Below are 16922 nucleotides of genomic sequence, written 5' to 3' on the forward strand. Positions count from 1 at the left end.
GCTTGCGGCTGGGCATCGGCGGGCCACCGGGCACGATCGGGCCAATGTTCTCCGGCACGGCCGCGACGGCGACCGGCGCCGGCTCCGCCGGCTTAGCATCGGTAACGGCACTCTCAGGCTTGGAAGAAAAAGAACAAGCCTGCAAGCCGAGCGCCACAGTCAAAGCCAAGTAGGCTATGCGGGTCGACGACATACCAACTGCCCCCTGCGACAGACGAATCATAATAGCCATAGAGATACACCAGCGCTGACTCCACTGGCGAGAAAAACCACCCATTGGCAGGACTTATCTCGATGTTCAGGGCAATTTAGCGCCGGAATCAGCTCAAAAATCGATGAAATGAAAGCCCCTCGCGCAACGCATCGGCGAAGGCGATCAGTCATCCCCCCAGGCCAGGCACATGGCGTGAGCGCGGATATCCGGTGGCCAGGCGGCCGCTTCCGCCCGGAAACGGCTCTGGTCGCCGGCGAAAAGCGCGCGCGAGGCCTCCTCGAAGCCGGGCAAATCCCCGGCGATCGCCATCATGAAACGCCATGCGGCTTCCCGCGCGGATCGCATCCGGCCTTCATCGCCCTCCTTGCGGCGTGCCTCGTCGATCAATCGGCGCAGAACCGCCGAGGCGCCCCCCGATTGCGTCGCCAGCCATTCCCAATGCCGGGGCAGCAGCGTCACTTCCCGCGCGATGACCCCAAGGCGCGGACGCCCGCGCGATCTTTCGGGCTCGCCCGGCCCGCCCGCCTCGATGGCGACCGAATATCGCGCCCTGACTTCGTCGGCGTCGCCCCGAAGATCGATATCGACAACCTTGCCCGTCACGTCGTCGAACACCAGCAGCGGCCCCTTCGCCCCTGCCTCGACCGCATCCCGCAGCTTGACCGCGATATCCGGCGGCGCCCCCCTGGCCAACAGGCGCGCTCCGTCAAAGGCCGTCATCATGGCCACGGTTCTTTCCACCATGCTCATTTTTATACCCGGATAAAATACCTTGCCACAATATTACCCGGGTCATATTTTGCAAGGCCCTTTGCGATGGAGCCGGATGGACATGAAGATGGAAGAACGACGGGCGGCGATCGCCGCCTGCAAGGAGCGCAAAGCGCGTTCCGGTATCTACGGCCTGCGCTGCCAGGCGACCGGGCAGCGATGGTTCGGCCGGGCGCTGGACCTCGATCGCATAAAGAACCGCCTGTGGTTCACCCTGCGTCAGGGCAACACGCCGCACCGGGCGCTGCAGGCGGCGTGGAATAGCCACGGACCCGAGAATTTCACGTTCGAAATCATCGAATCCGTTGAACAGGAAGAGGTTTCCTATGTGCGCGACCGGATCCTGAAGGACCGCCTCGCCCATTGGTGCGCCGAACTGGGGGCCGCGCCGATCTGAAGGAGGGGATGGACCCGTAGGTAACAGCCGAACCAAACCGGGAACAATATTGCCGCTTCCCGTGTTACTATAAAGGGACCGGATCGAGACGCATTTCACGGGTCCTCACCCGACCCTGAAAATTTCACCCTGCCACCACGATGGCGGACAGCACCCGACGCGGCGTATCCGCCCGGGCCCTTTCCGAGACCGGGCATTTCCGCCCGCCCCCCCCCAACACGAGAAAGGATGAACCCATGCCCCATCAATCTTCCGGCAACGGCGCCACTTCCGAAATGACCGCGCTGCGCGCCGATCTCGACAGCCTGCGCGATAACCTCGCCGAATTGACCCACACCCTGCGCCAGACCGGTCGCGATGGCACCGCCGCCGCCGCCGAGGAAGTTCGCAACGTCAGCGATCAGGCCGGGCGTGCCGTGAAGGCCGGGGCGGACCAGTTCGCCCGCGCCGTGCAGGAACGGCCCGCCCTCGCCTGCGGCATCGCCGTCGGCATCGGGGCGCTGATCGGCGCCACCTTTCTGCGCCGGCGCTAAGCCCATGGTGCCCCGGCTGGCCCTCGGCTTCGCCGCGGCCCTCCTGCTGGCGACCGGGATCGGTTTTGCCGGCTGGGGCCTGTTCCTGGCACTGATCCCGTCACTGGAGCCGGCGCTGGCGGCCCTGGTGGTCGGGGCCATCGCTATCGCTCTCGCGGGCCTGCTGATGGTGCCCTGGGGCCAGCGGAAACGCGCCGCCAAACCAGCGTCCCCCGCGTCGTCCCAGATGGACGAACTGGTCAGCCTCGCGGCCGAGCATCCCCTGGCCGCGATCGTCCTGTCGACCCTGGCCGGCATCGCCGAATCCGCCCGGCGCTGACGACCACACCCACCTTCCCCATCAAAGGAGACAGATCATGTTGAACTGGGCCCTGACGTTCCTGATCATCGCCATCATCGCCGCCGTACTCGGCTTCGGCGGCATCGCCGGCACGGCGATCGGCATCGCCAAGATCATTTTCTTCGTCGCGATCGCCCTGTTCCTGATCAGCGCCCTGGCGGGTGCCATTCGCGGGCGACGCCCGCCCCTGTGAAGCGGCCGCCTGTCGGAAGAGAAGTCGCCGCGCTGATCCGAGGACAGGATTGGTGAGCCGGGCGGGAATCGAACCCGCGACCACATGATTAAAAGTCACGTGCTCTACCGACTGAGCTACCGGCTCACGCTGTCCCGGGCGGAGAATCACACGCCGCGGCGGCTGGGCACCATAGGAAAAGCACCCCTCCCGGTCAATAGTCGCTGCCCCCGCCGTCAAAGGCTTCGACGAAAGCCGTCAGGCGACCGCGGCGGATCGCGCTGCGCAGGCCGGCCATCAGGTCCTGATAATAGGTCAGGTTGTGGGCGGTCATCAGCATGGCGCCCAGAATTTCCTGCGATTTCACCAGATGGTGGATATAGGCGCGGGAATAATCGCGGCAGGCCGGGCAGTGGCAATGGCTATCCAGCGGCCCCTGATCCTCGGCATGTTTCGCGTTGCGGATGTTCAGCGTGCCCTGGCGCGTGAAGGCCTGGCCGTTACGGCCCGAGCGGGTCGGGATCACGCAATCGAACATATCGATGCCCCGGGCGACGGCGCCGACGATGTCGGACGGCTTGCCCACCCCCATCAGGTAGCGTGGGCGATCCTGGGGCAGATGCGGCGTCGTCGCGGCGATGGTCTCGAACATCACCGGCTGCGGCTCGCCCACCGCGAGACCGCCGAGGGCATAGCCGGGAAAGCCGATCTCGACCAGGCCTTCGGCCGAGGCGCGGCGAAGGTCGAATTCCGTGCCGCCCTGCACGATGCCGAAGATGGCCCGGCCCGGCGGCGGCGCGGACGCGAGAAACGCATCCCTGGAGCGTTTGGCCCAGCGTAAGGACAATTCCATCGCCCGCGCCGTCTCGTCGCGCGACGCCGGCAGGGCGACGCATTCGTCGAGCTGCATGGCGATATCGCTGTCGAGCAGGCGCTGGATCTCGATCGAGCGCTCCGGCGACATGGCATGGCTGCTGCCGTCGTGGTGGGAGCGGAAGGTCACCCCCTCCTCGGTGATCTTCCGCAAGGACGACAGGGACATGACCTGGAAGCCGCCGGAATCCGTCAGAATGGGATGCGGCCAGTTCATGAACCTGTGGAGGCCCCCAAGGCGCGCCACCCGCTCCGCCCCCGGGCGCAGCATCAGGTGATAGGTATTGCCGAGGAGAATATCGGCTCCGGCCTTGCGCACGGTCTCGGGCATTGCCGCCTTCACCGTCGCCGCCGTGCCGACCGGCATGAAGGCGGGGGTGCGGATCACGCCCCGCGCGGTGCGGACATGGCCGGCCCGGGCCATGCCGTCCCGCGCCTCCACCGAAAATCCGAAATCAACGGCGGTCATGCATCGGGCTCCACACGGTCGAAAAGGCAGGCATCGCCATAGGAATAGAAACGATAGCCCTTGTCGATGGCATGGTCATAGGCGGCCATGGTCCGGTCGAAACCGGCGAAGGCCGACACCAGCATGACCAGCGTCGATTTGGGCAGATGGAAATTGGTCATCAGCAGGTCGGTCGCGCGGAAGCGGAAACCCGGCGTGATGAAAATGTCGGTCCAGTCGGCGAAGGGCTCGACCTTGTCGCGGCCCCTCGCCGCGCTTTCGATGAGGCGCAGCGCCGTGGTGCCGACGGCGACGACACGGCGCCCCTCGGCCCTCGCGCGATTGATCGCCTCGGCCGCGCCTGCGCCGACCTCGCCCCATTCGGCATGCATCCTGTGGTCTTCCGTATCCTCGACCTTCACGGGCAGGAAGGTCCCGGCGCCGACATGGAGGGTGACCATCGCCCGCTCCACGCCCAGCGCGTCCAGCCGGGCCAGCAGTTCGGGCGTCAGATGCAGGCTGGCGGTCGGGGCCGCCACGGCGCCTTCCCGCGCGGCGAAGGCGGTCTGGTAATCGGTCCGGTCCTGGGCATCGGGTGCGCGTTTCCGCGCGATATAGGGCGGCAGGGGCATGGTGCCGACGATATCGAGCGCGGCCATCAATTCCGGCCCCGCGCGGTCGAATTCGAGGGTGATGGTGCCTTCCGGGTCCTTGATCAGCACCCTGGCCGTCAGGTCGCCGAAGACGACCGTCACGCCCGGCTTGAAGCGCCGGCCGGGCCGGGCAAGACACTCCCATGTCCGGTCATCCACGGCGCGGATCAGGTTCAACTCGACATGAGCATCGCCGATCGTGCCTTCCAGCCGGGCCGGGATCACCTTGGTATCGTTCAGCACCAACAGATCGCCCGCGCGAAGCTGGCCCGGCAGATCATCGATGGTCAGATCGGCCATGCCGCTTTCCGTCACCCGCAGCAGGCGGGCGGATTCGCGGGGGCTGGCCGGGCGGACCGCGATCAGCCCCGGCGGCAGGTCGAAATCGAAATCGGCGACTTTCATGGACAGGTCTTCAAAATGCACAATGGCCGGGACATGCCCGGCCATCGCGACATGCCGTGACGGCAGGTTTACTTCACGTCGGCCTGGACCTTCATCGAGACGATGGTGTCCTGGGGCGCGGGCACCGAGCCGGACTGGCCGAGGCCGCGCTTGATCTTGTCGACGAATTCCATGCCCGAGACCACCTGGCCGAAGACCGTGTACTGGCCATCGAGGAAGCGCGAGGGCTGGAAGCAGATGAAGAACTGGCTGTCGCCCGAATCCGGGCTCTGCGAGCGGGCCATGCCGACCGTGCCACGGCCGAAGGGCGCGTTCGAGAATTCGGCCTTCACCTTCTTGCCCGAGCCGCCCGAGCCGGTGCCGGTCGGATCGCCGGTCTGGGCCATGAAGCCCTCGATCACGCGATGGAAGACGATGCCGTCATAGAAGCCCTGGCGGGTCAATTCCTTGATCCGGGCGACATGGTTCGGCGCGAGATCCGGTCGCAGCTCGATGACGACGGTGCCATCCTTGAGCTGGAGCAGCAGGGTGTTTTCAGGATCGGCGGCAGCGGCAGCAGAGGTCATGGCAAACATCGCTAATAGAATTGCAAACAGGCGCTTCATACCCCAACTCCTTCCGAAGGTCTTGGGTAAAGGTCCCAACACAGAGGAAATAACTCAGGCGGATTTCAGACTTTCCAGCTTCAGGCGCAGCCTCTCGGCCACGATGGCCGGCACGAAGGCGCCATAGCTGCCGCCCAATCGGGCGACATCCTTGACCAGACTGGAGGCAATCGCCTGATGGGCGAGATCGGCCATCAGGAACACGGTTTCGACTTCGGGCGCCATGGTGGCGTTCATGCCGGTCATCTGGAATTCATAGTCGAAATCCGTGCCGGAGCGAAGGCCGCGCAGCAGCACGGTCGCACCATGATCCCGGGCGAAATCAACCACCAGGCCCTTGAAGGGCACCACGGCGATCTCGCCAGCGCCCGGCTCCCCGGACAGGCCGGCGACCAGTTCGCCCATCATTTCCAGCCGCTCTTCGAAACCGAACAGGGGCGACTTGCCGGGATTGACACCGATGCCGATCACCAGCCGGTCGACGAGTTTCGCGCCGCGCCGGATGATGTCGAAATGGCCGAGGGTCGGCGGATCGAAGGTGCCGGGATAGACGCCGACGCGGCTCATGCCTCGCCCCCCTCGTCCGGCGCTTCGGCGCCTTCCTCTTCCTCGTCCATCGCGTCCTCGAGACGGGTGATGGACACCACGCGCTCGCCGTCGGCGGTACGGAACAGGGTAACACCCTGGGTATTGCGCCCGGCCAGCCGGATATCGTGCACCGGGCAGCGGATCACCTGGCCGCCATCGGTCACCAGCATCACCTGATCGCGATCGGTGACCGGGAAGGCGGCGACGAGGCCACCATTCCGCGCGCTGGTCGTGATGGCGATGATGCCCTTGCCGCCGCGACGGGTCAGCCGATACTCATAGGCCGAGGTCCGCTTGCCGTAACCATTCTCGGTCACGGTCAGCAGGAACTGTTCCTTCGCCGCGAATTCGGCGAAACGCTCGTCGCTCAGGGTGACCTCGGTGCCGTCCTCGCCTTCGTCCTCGTCCTCGGTGGGGGTGATGTCGGCCCCCTCCTCGTCGCTGGCCTTGGCGGCCTTGAGATAGGCGCGCAGTTCGGCCGGCGTCGCCTCGACATGGGAGATCAGCGCCATGTCGACGACACGGTCACCCTCGTCGAGACGGATGCCGCGCACGCCGGTCGAATGACGGCTGGCGAATTCGCGCACCTCGTCGACGGGGAAGCGGATCGCCCGGCCACTGCTGACGGCGAGAAGAACATCCTCACTTTCGACATCGCAAGGGCTGACGGCGATCAATTCGTCATCCGCGTCCTCGCCCTCGAATTTCATCGCGATCTTGCCGTTGGAGCGGACGTCGACGAAATCGGACAGGGCGTTGCGGCGGATGTTGCCCTTCTTCGTCGCGAAGACGACATGCAGGCGGGCCCAGCTTTCCTCATCCTCCGGCATGGGCATGACGGCGGCGATGCGCTCGCCCGGCGCCAGCGGCAGGATGTTGATCAGCGCCTTGCCGCGCGACTGCGGCAGACCTTCCGGCAGGCGCCAGACCTTCAGCTGATAGGCGATGCCGCGCGAGGAGAAGAACAGCACCGGCGTATGGGTATTGGCGACGAAGACGCGGGAGACGAAATCCTCGTCCCGCGTCGCCATGCCGGTCTTGCCCTTGCCGCCCCGGCGCTGGGCGCGATAGGCGGTCAGCGGCACGCGCTTGATGTAGCCGGTGTGCGACACGGTGACGACCATGTCTTCGCGGGCGATCAGATCCTCGTCCTCGAGATCGCCGGTGAAGGCGACGACCTCGGTGCGGCGGGGATTGGCGAATTCCGTCTTCACCGCCACGAGTTCGTCGCGCATCACGCCGAACAGCACGTCGCGGCTGCGCAGGATCGACAGCAGATAGGTGATCCGCTCGCCCAGCTGCTTCAACTCGTCCTCGATCTCGTCGCGGCCGAGGGCGGTCAGGCGCTGCAGGCGCAGGTCGAGAATGGCGCGGGCCTGAATCTCGCTCAGACGATAGGTGCCGTCGACCGCGCCGGCATGGCCCGTCTCCTCGACGAGGCGCAGCAAGGCATCGACATCGCCCACTGGCCAGTCGCGGCTCATCAGCGCCTCGCGGGCCGCGGCCGGATCGGGCGACGTGCGGATGACCCGGATCACTTCGTCGATATTGGCGACGGCGATGGCGAGACCGGCCAGGACATGGGCGCGGTCGCGGGCCTTGTTCAGCTCGAAGCGGGTGCGCCTTGTGATCACTTCCTCGCGGAAGTTCACGAAGGCCTGGATCAACTGCTTCAGGGTCATGGTCTGCGGGCGACCGTGATCGATCGCCAGCATCTGGATGCCGAAGCTCTGCTGCAGCGGCGTGTGCTTGAACAACTGGTTCAGCACGACATCGGCGATCGCGTCGCGCTTCAGTTCGACGACGACGCGGACACCGTCGCGGTCGGATTCGTCGCGCAGCTCGGCGATGCCCTCGATCCGCTTGGAGCGCATCTCCTCGCCGATCTTCTCGAGCAGATTCGACTTGTTGACCTGATAGGGCACCTCGGTCGCGACGATCGCCCAGCGGTCCTTGCGGATTTCCTCGACATGGGTGCGCGCGCGCATCAGGACCGAGCCGCGGCCGGTCAGATAGGCCTGGCGGGCACCGCCGCCGCCGATGATCAGGCCACCCGTCGGGAAGTCCGGCGCCTGGACGATCTCGATCAGCCGCTCGATCGGGACATGGGGATTGTCCATGTATTCGAGGCAGGCGTCGATCACGTCGCCCAGATTATGCGGCGGGATATTGGTCGCCATGCCGACGGCGATGCCGCCCGCGCCATTGACCAAAAGATTGGGGAAGCGGGCCGGCAGGACCACCGGCTCCTTGCTGCTGTCGTCATAGTTCGGCTGGAAGTCGACGGTATCCTTGTCGAGATCGTCCAGCAGGGCATGGGCCGGCTTGCCCATGCGGATTTCGGTGTAACGCATGGCGGCGGGCATGTCGCCGTCCATGGAGCCGAAGTTGCCCTGGCCGTCGAGCAGCGGCAGGCGCATGGAGAAGGGCTGCACCAGCCGCACCATGGCCATGTAGATCGCGCTGTCGCCATGGGGGTGATATTTACCCATGACGTCGCCGACGATGCGGGCCGACTTGCGGTAGGGCTTGTTCCAGTCGTAGCCGCTCTCGTTCATCGCGTGAAGGATGCGGCGGTGGACCGGCTTCAGGCCGTCCCGCGCATCGGGCAATGCACGCGACACGATCACGCTCATGGCGTAATCGAGATAGGAGCGACGCATCTCGTCTTCGATCGAGATGGGGACGATATCGTGACGCGGGGGAACGGCGCCGGGCGGCAGACCACCACCGGTCGGCGGACCTGCGTCCTGCGGCTCCGGCTGGTCTGCGGAATTGGGTTCGCTCAAGAGATATGCTTGCTGTTTGCGCCGGTGGTCAGCGTCTGGGATGGCCGCGGCGGCCTCTTCCGTAACGGGACTGTAGCAAGCCCGGACGGCCCATTGCCAGAGCGAAAAAACGGTCCGTAACCATCTGATTTAAAATGGTTATTTTCCGCTTTTCGCGGGCATCGCGGCGGGGCTCGCCCGGCCCCCTCCAGAATCGCCGGAATCACCCCGCGCCAAGGGCCGCGCCCCCGCGCCGGAGAGCACCGGGGGATTGGCCAAAAGTTGCTTCGATGACAATCATAAATTCATTTTTTCTCCATCATGACAACCTGTACGATGCTGCATTCAACCTCGGGAAAGACCTCGAATGCGCCGCCTGCTTGCCCTCGCCGCCACGTTGTTCGTGGTCCTCGATCTTCTGTCGGCGCCGGCACGGGCCCAGCAGGCGATGCCGACCCAGGAGGAGATGGAGGAAGTCTTCAAGAGCCTTCATTTCATCGAGGGCAGTTTCGATCTTCAGGGCGGCATGGCCGGCGTCACCCTCACCCCCGATTTCCGGGCGCTGGGGATCGTGGATTCCCAGACCTTCCTGACCCGGCTGTGGAGCAACCCGCCCGAGGCCGTCGAAGGCGTGCTCGGGGTGATCGTTCCGGTTTCCCCCCATCCACTGTCGGCGGATGGCTGGGGTGTCATCCTGTCCTATGACAGTGCCGGATATGTCGACGACAGCGATGCCGCCGGCATCGATTACGACGCCCTCATGCGGGATATGCAATCGTCGTCCGAGGCGACCAACGAGGAGCGCGTCGCCAAGGGCTACGACCCCGTCCATGTGCTGGGCTGGGCGCGCGAGCCCCATTATGACGCCGCCACCAAGAAACTGTTCTGGGCCAAGCGCCTGCGCTTCGGCGACAGCCCGGATGAAACCCTGAACTACGAGATCAGGGTGCTGGGGCGGCGCGGTTATCTCGTGCTGAACATCGTCGCCGCCATGCCCCAGTTCGAGATGGTGGATGCCAAGGCGGCTGAACTGCTGTCCATGGTCCACTTCAACCAGGGCAACACTTACGCCGAATTCGATTCCAGCGTCGACGAAACCGCCGCCTATGGCGTCGCCGGGTTGATCGCGGGCGGCATCCTGACCAAGGCCGGCTTCTTCAAGGGCCTGATCGCCCTGGTGATCGCCTTCAAGAAAGTGATCGCGATCGGCGCCGTGGGTGCCATCGCGGTCGGCTATGGCGCGGTGAAGCGCTTCCTTGGCCGGGGCAAGGGCGATGGCACGGGCGCCTGACGGAGCATGACGCCCGGCACCGCCATCGCCGGCTTCCTCGGCCCGCTCGCGATCGTTGCCCTGCTGCGCTGGCGCTATGGCGTGACCGCGCCGTCACGGGGCCTGATCGGGGCCTTCGTGGCCGGCGCCGCCGGGGCTTTCCTCGCCCTCGTCGTCGAGGAATATCTGTGGCCGCGCCTTGGCGGCGTGTTCTCCACCGCCTGGGGCGATGTCTTCCGCGCCTTCGTCCTGATCGCCCTGACCGAGGAGACGATCAAACTGTCCCTGATCCATGCAAGGGGCAGCGACGCCAAGGACCCGAGCTATGGCGCCTTCGTCATCGCGGCGGCGGCGGTCGGCGCGGGCTTCGCGGCCTGCGAAAACCTTCTCTATCTTCACACCTACGGCCCTGACGTCCTGTGGATCCGCCTCGTGACGGCGACGCCCTTCCACATCTTCAACGCGGTGCTGGCGGCCTGGGCCATCGCGCGCCACCTCGTCGGCGGGCGCATGGAATGGACCGCGGCCGCGCTGACGCTCTCGGTGGTCGCCCATGGGCTTTACGACTATGCGCTGATCAGCGCCCCGGTCGGGAACAGCCATTTTCTTCTGGCCCTCGCCCTCGTCAGCATGGTCGCCCTCGCCATCCTGCGGCGCTTGCGCCCGGTGCCGCAGGTCTAGGTCGGCGCTTCCCCAAGGGCGCGGCGAAATTCCGTCACCGCCTGCCCCGGCGCCATGGCGGTCAGGCGGCGCAGGCTCGCCCAGGCGCCCGGGTTGTTGCGCAGGATATAGGCGCTGTTTTCAGGCTGAAGCCCGGCGCGCCAATGGGTGATCGCGATGGTCAGCACCATGCGCGCCGCCATCAGGTCGGGCAGCACCGCGATCTCTTCCCCGGACAGGGGCCGGACGGCGTGATAGCCCCGGGCGAAAGCCAGCGCCCGCTCGAGCGGCGCGGCCTCCCCGCCCATCTGATAGGCCAGCGCCGTGCCCAGATCGGCGACGGCGGGGGCTTCCAGCGCATCGCCGAAATCGATGATGCCGGCGATCGCCTCGGGATCGCCGGCCTGCGTCACGGCATTGTGGGGATTGAGGTCATTGTGGATCAGCTGGCGCGGCAGGGCGGCCAGCCGGGGCGCCACCTCGGTCTCGAAACGGTCTATCTGCCGGGCGACCAGCTGGCGCCCCTCGGCATCATCAATATGGGGCAGCAGCCCCCGCACCTGACCGACCCTTGTCGCATCCCAAAGCAGATCCCGCGCCATGGCGGGATGGCGGAAATCGGCGAGCGCCCGGTCGATACGGCCGAGCAGCGCGCCAAGGCGGCCGGCCTGCACCGAAGAGGGCGGGCTGGCGTGCAGGGATATGCCGTCGAGATAGGTCAGCAGCCGGGTCACCATGGGCGGCTCGCCATGGGCGAATTCAAGACGCCCGTCCCGCGTCGGCACCACCCGGGGCACCGGCAGGCCGGGATCGCGGGCCGCCAGATGCGCCAGGGTGGCGGTCTGCAGATGGGTGATCGACGGCGGCTCGGCGGGATTGGCCATTTTCAGGACGAAACCCCGGCCCGCCTCGTCGGTCAGTCGGAAATTCCGATCGCGCTCACCCGGTATCGGCTCGATCCGGCCGGCGAGGCCATAGTATGCCTGGATCAGCGCCGTGGCCTCGTCGATCGACACGGCGGGCGCGGCCAGGGTCAGGGCATCGTCAGTCATCGGCATTCGGCTGGTCATCCCTCCGACGGGAACACATCATGGCCCCTGGGCCTGCGGGGTGAAAGGACACCATGGCGAAGGATGTGAAGAAGCCGCTGCGAACCGGGTGGGACGACGTCATCCTCGTCTGCGCCAAATGCGAGCGGAAGCTGAAGGGTGGTTTCGGTCCCTCGGGCAAGAAGGATCTGTCGAAGGCCTTGTCCCGCACGCTCGACGACAGTGGCGCGAGGATCGGCGTGGTCGAGACCCTGTGCCTCGACGTTTGCCCGCGCGGTGGCGTGACCACGATCCTCGCCAGCCGCCCCGGGCAGTTCACGGTCATCCCGGCCGAAACCCCGGTCGACGAGATCCTGACCACCCTCGGCCTCGACCCATCTCACACCGGATAGCCGCCGAGCAGTCCGATCACCTGACGCTGGACCCGCCCGAGGCGCCGGCGCGCGGCGATGCCGATGATCGGGGTCCGCGCCTCGATCGCGCAGGTGATCAGGATGCCCTGGTGATTGGGATCGATATAGAAGGGATAAAAAGCCCCGAGGGAGAACAGCGTCGGCCCCTGTTCCCAGACGACGATGCCATGGTCGGCATCGACCTGATAGAGGCTGAAGCCTCGGGGCGGCCGACGCAGAAACTCCACCGCTTCAGACACGATCATGCCGGGCACCACGACCTGACGGAACCGCCGACGCCGGGGCACCGCCACGAAGTCAGGCTGTTTCAGCGTGCCATAGAGCAGCAGAACGGCGACAACCCCGGCGGCGACATAGCCCAGCAAGCCCAGATAAGGGATTCCGCCACTCAACTGCCAACAGCCTCCTGCGCCCGCCCGATCTGGACGGCGTTCGGGCAGGTAATGCCATCGTTAACAAAGGGTCAAGAGCCGACCCCGTCTTTGCGGCCCGGGAGCCGCCGATTCCGCCCCTGCCGGATCGAGATGCCGGCCTCGCGCCCGTTCAGTCCTGCCAGTCGAGCCCCATGGCGCGGTAGCGTTCTCGGTCCTCGGCCCAGTTGGGCCGGACCTTGACGAAAAGGAACAGATGGACCCGGCGGTCGAAGACCTGCTCCATTTCCTCGCGCGCCATGCTGCCGACGATCTTCATCGTCTGCCCGCCCTTGCCGAGAACGATGGCCTTCTGACCGTCCCGCTCGACATAGATCACCTGTTCGATCCTGACCGAGCCGTCCTTCTGGTCCTTCCAGCTCTCGCTCTCGACATGGATCGAATAGGGCAGTTCCTGATGCAGGCGGAGATAGATCTTCTCGCGCGTGATCTCGGCCGCCAGCATCCGCTCCGGCAATTCGGACAGCTGGTCTTCCGGGAACAGCCAGGGGCCTTCCGGCAGCCGCGCCTCGAGCGCATCCATCAGGTCCTTGCAACCATTGCCGCCGCTGGCCGAAATCATGAAAGTGGCATCGAAATCCAGGCGATCATTCATCGCCTTGGCCAATTCGAGCAGGGTCTCGCGCTTGACGAGATCGATCTTGTTGAGGGCCAGCAGGCATTTCCGCTCGCTGCCCTTCAGACCCTCGACCACCGCCTCGACCGCATCGTCGATGCCCCGTTCGGCGTCGACCACCATGACCACCAGATCGGCGTCGGCGGCGCCGGCCCAGGCGGCGGCGACCATCGCGCGGTCCAGCCGACGCTTGGGCGCGAAGACACCCGGGGTATCGACGAAGATGAACTGCGACTTTCCACGCACGGCGATGCCGGTGACGCGGGTCCGCGTCGTCTGCACCTTCTGGGTGACGATCGAGACCTTGCTGCCGACCAGCCTGTTGGTCAGGGTCGACTTGCCGGCATTGGTCGGGCCGATGATGGCGACGAAGCCGGCACGGGACGGGCCGCCCGCGGTTTCTTCAGTGACGGTTTCGGTCATGTCTTGGCTTTCAGGGCATCGTGCAGGGCCTTCGCGGCTTCCTGCTCGGCAATGCGTTTGGACGAGCCCCGCCCTTCGGCGGACTGGCCGCCGGGCAGCAGCGCGGCGACGACGAAGACGGGGGCATGATCGGGTCCGCTGCGGCCCACGGTCTCATAGCGCGGCTGGCCCAGCCCCCGCGCGACCGACCATTCCTGCAGTTCGGTCTTGGCGTCCTTGGGCGGAGTGACGCGGTTGGCGAAATAATCGGCCCACAGCCGCGAGACGACGCCGCGCGCCGCCGGCAGGCCGCCGTCGAGATAGACGGCGGCGATCACCGCCTCCATCGCGTCGGCGAGAATTGCCGGCTTGGCCCTTCCCCCCTGCTCGTCCTCGCCCTTTGCGAGGCGAAGGTAACGGCCAAGGCCGATTTCCTCGGCGATGCGCGACAGGGTCTCGCGCCGGACGAGACCGTTCAGGCGGACCGCCAGCGCCCCCTCCTCCCACCCCGGATGGGCGGCATAGAGGGTTTCCGCGATGATCATGCCCAGAACCCGGTCGCCCAGGAATTCCAGCCGCTCGTTCGAAACCTCGGCGCCGAAACTCTTGTGCGTCAGGGCGCGCGACAACACCGCCCTGTCGGCGAAACGGTGGCCCAGGGCCTCGATCAATCCGTCGACGGCGATCACCGGATCACTTGCAGCAGTCGGCCATAGCGGATGGCGCCGAACCAGTTCCACGGCTCGAACAACCCGGCGGAGCCGTCGGTGGAGAAGAAGATGATCCGCGCGCGGCCGACCAGATTCTGCGCCGGCACGAAGCCGACACCGCCGAGTTCCGGCTTGATCCGGCTGTCCATCGAATTGTCGCGGTTATCGCCCATGGCGAAATAATGCCCGGGCGGCACTTCGTAGACGCCGGTATTGTCGGCCGTGCCGCCGGTGATCTCGTTGAAGGTGATATAGGTCACGCCGCCCGGCAGGGTTTCCCGATACTGCTCGATCCGGCGCATCCCGCCGTTCGGCAGGGTCTCGATGTAATCCTCGATGCGCTCGCGCGGGACCGCCACGTCATTGATGATCAGGACGCCGTCCACCATGCGGATACGGTCGCCCGGCAGGCCGACGATGCGCTTGATATAATCGGTGCTGGTGTCGCCGGGCTTGCGGAACACGACGACATCGCCCCGCGTCACCGGCTGTTCCATGACCCGTCCCTCGAACAGATCGAGGCCGAGCGGCAGGGAAAACCGGGAATAGCCGTAGGAATATTTCGAGACGAAGAGATAGTCGCCCACTTCCAGCGTCGGCCGCATCGAGCCCGACGGAATATTGAACGGCTCGAACAGCACGGTGCGGATCACGATCGCGATCAGCACCGCGTAGAAGACGGTAAGTACGGTCTCCACGAAGGATGACCGGCCAGCCTTTTTCATAACGTCTTCCCCGGAAACTGTCATCGCACACTCGTCCAAAGTCGCGGCATGAAGCCTCCACCCCGGCTCCCTGTCAACATCGCGCTTGCACATGGCGGGGGATAACTGGGCGCGCGGCGTGAAAAGAGCGGCGGCCCGCCTCCCGCGGGATTAGGATGTATCCCGTGGGCAAGGCAGACCCAAAGGCACAGACCATGCAGACGATCAACCGGCGCAGGCTGCTGGCTTCGGCCGGCGCGACAATCTTCATGATGGCGGCCGGATCCCCGGCCTTCGCCGTCAACCTCCGCTTCCAGGTCGTCGTCTATGGCGCGACCTCGGCCGGGGTCTTCGCCGCCTGTGCCGCGGCCCGTGAGGGGATGAAAGTCGCCCTGGTGGTCGGCCCCAATCCGATCGGCGGCATGACCGCCAATGGCCTCAGCCGGGCCGACGCCAACGAGAAACAGCCGATCGGCGGCATGACCGGCGCCTTCTTCAAGGCCATGGGCACGGCCTATGGCCTGCCCTCCGCCTTCCGATTCGAACCCCATGTCGCCGAATCCTATTATCGCGGCCTGCTCGACGACGCTGAAGTGACGGTCTTCACCCAGGATACGCTGGAACGCAATCCGCTCTACATGGATGGCAATCGTATCAAATACATCATCCTCGAGGACAGCACCCATCTCGTCGGTGACGTCTATGTCGACTGCAGCTATGAGGGCGACCTGATGGCGGCGGCGGGCGTTTCCTATGAATACGGCCGCGACGGACAGGAGAAATACGGCGAGCCGACGGCGGGCTTCGGCCTTGCCCAGAAGGTGGTGACAAAGGTCAAGGTCCGCACCGCGTCGGGCGCGCTGATGCCCATGGTCAAGCCCTTCCCGACGACGGCGATCGGCGCCGGCGACCGGGCGGTCATGGGTTTCAACTATCGCCTGTGCCTGACCGACGATCCGGCCGACCGCCGGCCCTTCGAAAAGCCCGCGGGCTATAATTCCAACTGGTATCTCCTTGATCTCGCCAAGGGCTTCACCAGGGACGGCCTTCATGCCGGCGGCGAATTGCCGGGTCTCGACAAGGTCGATCGCAACAACGACGAGGCGCCGGGCGAGAACTGGGGCTATCCCACCGGCACAAGGGCCAGGCGGAAATCGATCACCGACTTCCACCGTCGCTACCAGGCGGGCCGGCTCTATTTTTACGGCAATGATCCGCGCGTGCCGCAGTATTTCCGGGATTCGACCAATACCTGGGGCCTCGCCCGCAGTGAATTCACCGACAACGACAATTGGCCCCGCCAGCTTTACATCCGCGAGGGCCGCCGGATGAAAGGCATGTACAAGTTCAATCAGGCGGATACCAATGCCGGCGCCCGCTTCGACGACGGCGTGCTGCTCTGGGGGTATGACTACGACAGTCACCCGGTGCAGAACCTCGAAGGCCCGAATGGCGAACTGGTGATCGAAGGCAGCAATACCGCGGAAACCCCGGGCATGGGCGCCAAGCGCTATCACCTGCCCCTGCGCTTCAGTCACGAGGGTCGTCAACTGCAGCTACCGGATGGAGCCGGCCTATATGATGGCGGGCGAAGCCGCCGGCATCTGCGCCGCCCACGCGGTCAAGGACAAGGTCGCGGTGCAGGGCGTCGACCGGCCGGGCGTGGTCACCGCCCTCAAGGGTTACGGCGCGATTCTGTAGGGATGCAATCGATATCGAGCGGCGTCGTCCCGGCGAAGGCCGGGACCTCGCGACGAGAAGGCGCCCTTGCCGGATCGAGATCCCGGCCTTCGCCCATAGGCGCTAAGATAATGGATTCCCCTTTCTGGCTGATTGTGATTCAAGCTTTGAATGGACATCAGCGTCGACGATCACGATTGGCCGTTGGTTGTTTCCCGCA

At 65.7% G+C, this 16922-nt stretch carries 20 protein-coding genes and 1 tRNA gene; 8 read left to right on the forward strand and 13 right to left on the reverse strand.

Annotation, left to right across the window (positions count from 1 at the left end; translation table 11 throughout):
* Both WAZ62_RS13940 and WAZ62_RS13945 read right to left on the reverse strand, forming a co-directional pair.
* The coding region (locus WAZ62_RS13940; protein ID WP_422644141.1) for a hypothetical protein at positions 1 to 193 on the reverse strand (193 nt) is incomplete at its 3' end.
* A 183-nt stretch (positions 194 to 376) separates the two neighbouring features.
* Positions 377 to 937, reverse strand: coding sequence for a DUF2239 family protein (locus WAZ62_RS13945; protein WP_422644159.1), 561 nt, complete (start codon positions 935 to 937; stop codon positions 377 to 379).
* Between the two features lie 109 nt (positions 938 to 1046).
* On the opposite strand from WAZ62_RS13945, the gene WAZ62_RS13950 reads away from it, so the two are divergent.
* The 4 genes from WAZ62_RS13950 (at position 1047) to WAZ62_RS13965 (ending at position 2448) form a co-directional block, all read left to right on the forward strand.
* Positions 1047 to 1382: a GIY-YIG nuclease family protein gene (locus WAZ62_RS13950; protein ID WP_422644142.1), complete on the forward strand. Its 336-nt coding sequence runs from the start codon at positions 1047 to 1049 to the stop codon at positions 1380 to 1382.
* A 236-nt stretch (positions 1383 to 1618) separates the two neighbouring features.
* Positions 1619 to 1915 (forward strand): hypothetical protein, encoded by a 297-nt coding sequence (locus WAZ62_RS13955; protein WP_422644143.1) that lies wholly within the window; start codon positions 1619 to 1621, stop codon positions 1913 to 1915.
* Positions 1916 to 1919: 4 nt separating this feature from the next.
* Positions 1920 to 2234 carry a hypothetical protein gene (locus WAZ62_RS13960; protein WP_422644144.1) on the forward strand — a complete coding sequence of 105 codons (315 nt, stop codon included), beginning with the start codon at positions 1920 to 1922 and terminating at the stop codon, positions 2232 to 2234.
* A gap of 37 nt (positions 2235 to 2271) precedes the next feature.
* A complete protein-coding gene (locus WAZ62_RS13965; RefSeq protein ID WP_422644145.1) occupies positions 2272 to 2448 on the forward strand; it encodes a DUF1328 domain-containing protein in 177 nt (58 codons plus the stop codon).
* Positions 2449 to 2498: 50 nt separating this feature from the next.
* On the opposite strand, the gene WAZ62_RS13970 is transcribed toward WAZ62_RS13965, so the two are convergent.
* From WAZ62_RS13970 to gyrA, 6 genes are all read right to left on the reverse strand, one after another.
* Positions 2499 to 2574, reverse strand: a tRNA-Lys gene (locus WAZ62_RS13970).
* A gap of 67 nt (positions 2575 to 2641) precedes the next feature.
* On the reverse strand, positions 2642 to 3769 hold the full coding sequence (tgt, locus tag WAZ62_RS13975; protein WP_422644146.1) for a tRNA guanosine(34) transglycosylase Tgt: 1128 nt from the start codon (positions 3767 to 3769) through the stop codon (positions 2642 to 2644).
* Positions 3766 to 4806, reverse strand: a complete 1041-nt coding sequence (gene queA / locus WAZ62_RS13980) for a tRNA preQ1(34) S-adenosylmethionine ribosyltransferase-isomerase QueA (RefSeq protein WP_422644147.1) — start codon at positions 4804 to 4806, stop codon at positions 3766 to 3768. Before queA ends, tgt begins: the two co-directional genes overlap by 4 nt.
* A gap of 68 nt (positions 4807 to 4874) precedes the next feature.
* On the reverse strand, positions 4875 to 5372 hold the full coding sequence (locus WAZ62_RS13985) for a peptidylprolyl isomerase (RefSeq protein ID WP_422644148.1): 498 nt from the start codon (positions 5370 to 5372) through the stop codon (positions 4875 to 4877).
* A gap of 93 nt (positions 5373 to 5465) precedes the next feature.
* Positions 5466 to 5978 (reverse strand): pantetheine-phosphate adenylyltransferase, encoded by a 513-nt coding sequence (gene coaD, locus WAZ62_RS13990; protein ID WP_422644149.1) that lies wholly within the window; start codon positions 5976 to 5978, stop codon positions 5466 to 5468.
* Complete coding sequence (gyrA, locus tag WAZ62_RS13995; protein WP_422644160.1) at positions 5975 to 8722, reverse strand: DNA gyrase subunit A; 2748 nt, start codon at positions 8720 to 8722, stop codon at positions 5975 to 5977. The genes coaD and gyrA overlap by 4 nt, the downstream gene beginning before the upstream one ends.
* Positions 8723 to 9134: 412 nt before the next feature.
* Between gyrA and WAZ62_RS14000 the strand changes: the two genes are divergently transcribed.
* Positions 9135 to 10058, forward strand: a complete 924-nt coding sequence (locus WAZ62_RS14000; protein WP_422644150.1) for a DUF2167 domain-containing protein — start codon at positions 9135 to 9137, stop codon at positions 10056 to 10058.
* A 6-nt stretch (positions 10059 to 10064) separates the two neighbouring features.
* Positions 10065 to 10718, forward strand: a complete 654-nt coding sequence (locus WAZ62_RS14005) for a PrsW family glutamic-type intramembrane protease (protein WP_422644151.1) — start codon at positions 10065 to 10067, stop codon at positions 10716 to 10718.
* Here the strand turns inward: WAZ62_RS14005 and WAZ62_RS14010 are convergent.
* Positions 10715 to 11755, reverse strand: coding sequence for a phosphotransferase (locus tag WAZ62_RS14010; RefSeq protein ID WP_422644152.1), 1041 nt, complete (start codon positions 11753 to 11755; stop codon positions 10715 to 10717). The two genes, WAZ62_RS14005 and WAZ62_RS14010, sit on opposite strands and share 4 nt — an antisense overlap.
* Before the next feature lie 65 nt (positions 11756 to 11820).
* Here WAZ62_RS14010 and WAZ62_RS14015 point away from each other — a divergent pair, with 65 nt between their 5' ends.
* Positions 11821 to 12138, forward strand: coding sequence for a hypothetical protein (locus WAZ62_RS14015; RefSeq protein ID WP_422644153.1), 318 nt, complete (start codon positions 11821 to 11823; stop codon positions 12136 to 12138).
* On the opposite strand, the gene WAZ62_RS14020 is transcribed toward WAZ62_RS14015, so the two are convergent.
* The 4 genes from WAZ62_RS14020 to lepB all read right to left on the reverse strand — a co-directional run bounded on the left by WAZ62_RS14020 (position 12126) and on the right by lepB (position 15043).
* A complete protein-coding gene (locus WAZ62_RS14020) occupies positions 12126 to 12551 on the reverse strand; it encodes a hypothetical protein (protein ID WP_422644154.1) in 426 nt (141 codons plus the stop codon). The two genes, WAZ62_RS14015 and WAZ62_RS14020, sit on opposite strands and share 13 nt — an antisense overlap.
* Before the next feature lie 151 nt (positions 12552 to 12702).
* Positions 12703 to 13629, reverse strand: a complete 927-nt coding sequence (gene era, locus WAZ62_RS14025; RefSeq protein ID WP_422644155.1) for a GTPase Era — start codon at positions 13627 to 13629, stop codon at positions 12703 to 12705.
* On the reverse strand, positions 13626 to 14297 hold the full coding sequence (gene rnc, locus WAZ62_RS14030) for a ribonuclease III (protein ID WP_422644156.1): 672 nt from the start codon (positions 14295 to 14297) through the stop codon (positions 13626 to 13628). The genes era and rnc overlap by 4 nt, the downstream gene beginning before the upstream one ends.
* Positions 14294 to 15043, reverse strand: a complete 750-nt coding sequence (gene lepB, locus WAZ62_RS14035) for a signal peptidase I (protein WP_422644157.1) — start codon at positions 15041 to 15043, stop codon at positions 14294 to 14296. The genes rnc and lepB overlap by 4 nt, the downstream gene beginning before the upstream one ends.
* A gap of 194 nt (positions 15044 to 15237) precedes the next feature.
* Here lepB and WAZ62_RS14040 point away from each other — a divergent pair.
* The coding region (locus tag WAZ62_RS14040) for an FAD-dependent oxidoreductase (RefSeq protein WP_422644158.1) at positions 15238 to 16922 on the forward strand (1685 nt) is incomplete at its 3' end.

The sequence above is a fragment of the Zavarzinia sp. genome (assembly GCF_049306435.1).
In the GTDB taxonomy this organism is placed as follows: domain Bacteria; phylum Pseudomonadota; class Alphaproteobacteria; order Zavarziniales; family Zavarziniaceae; genus Zavarzinia.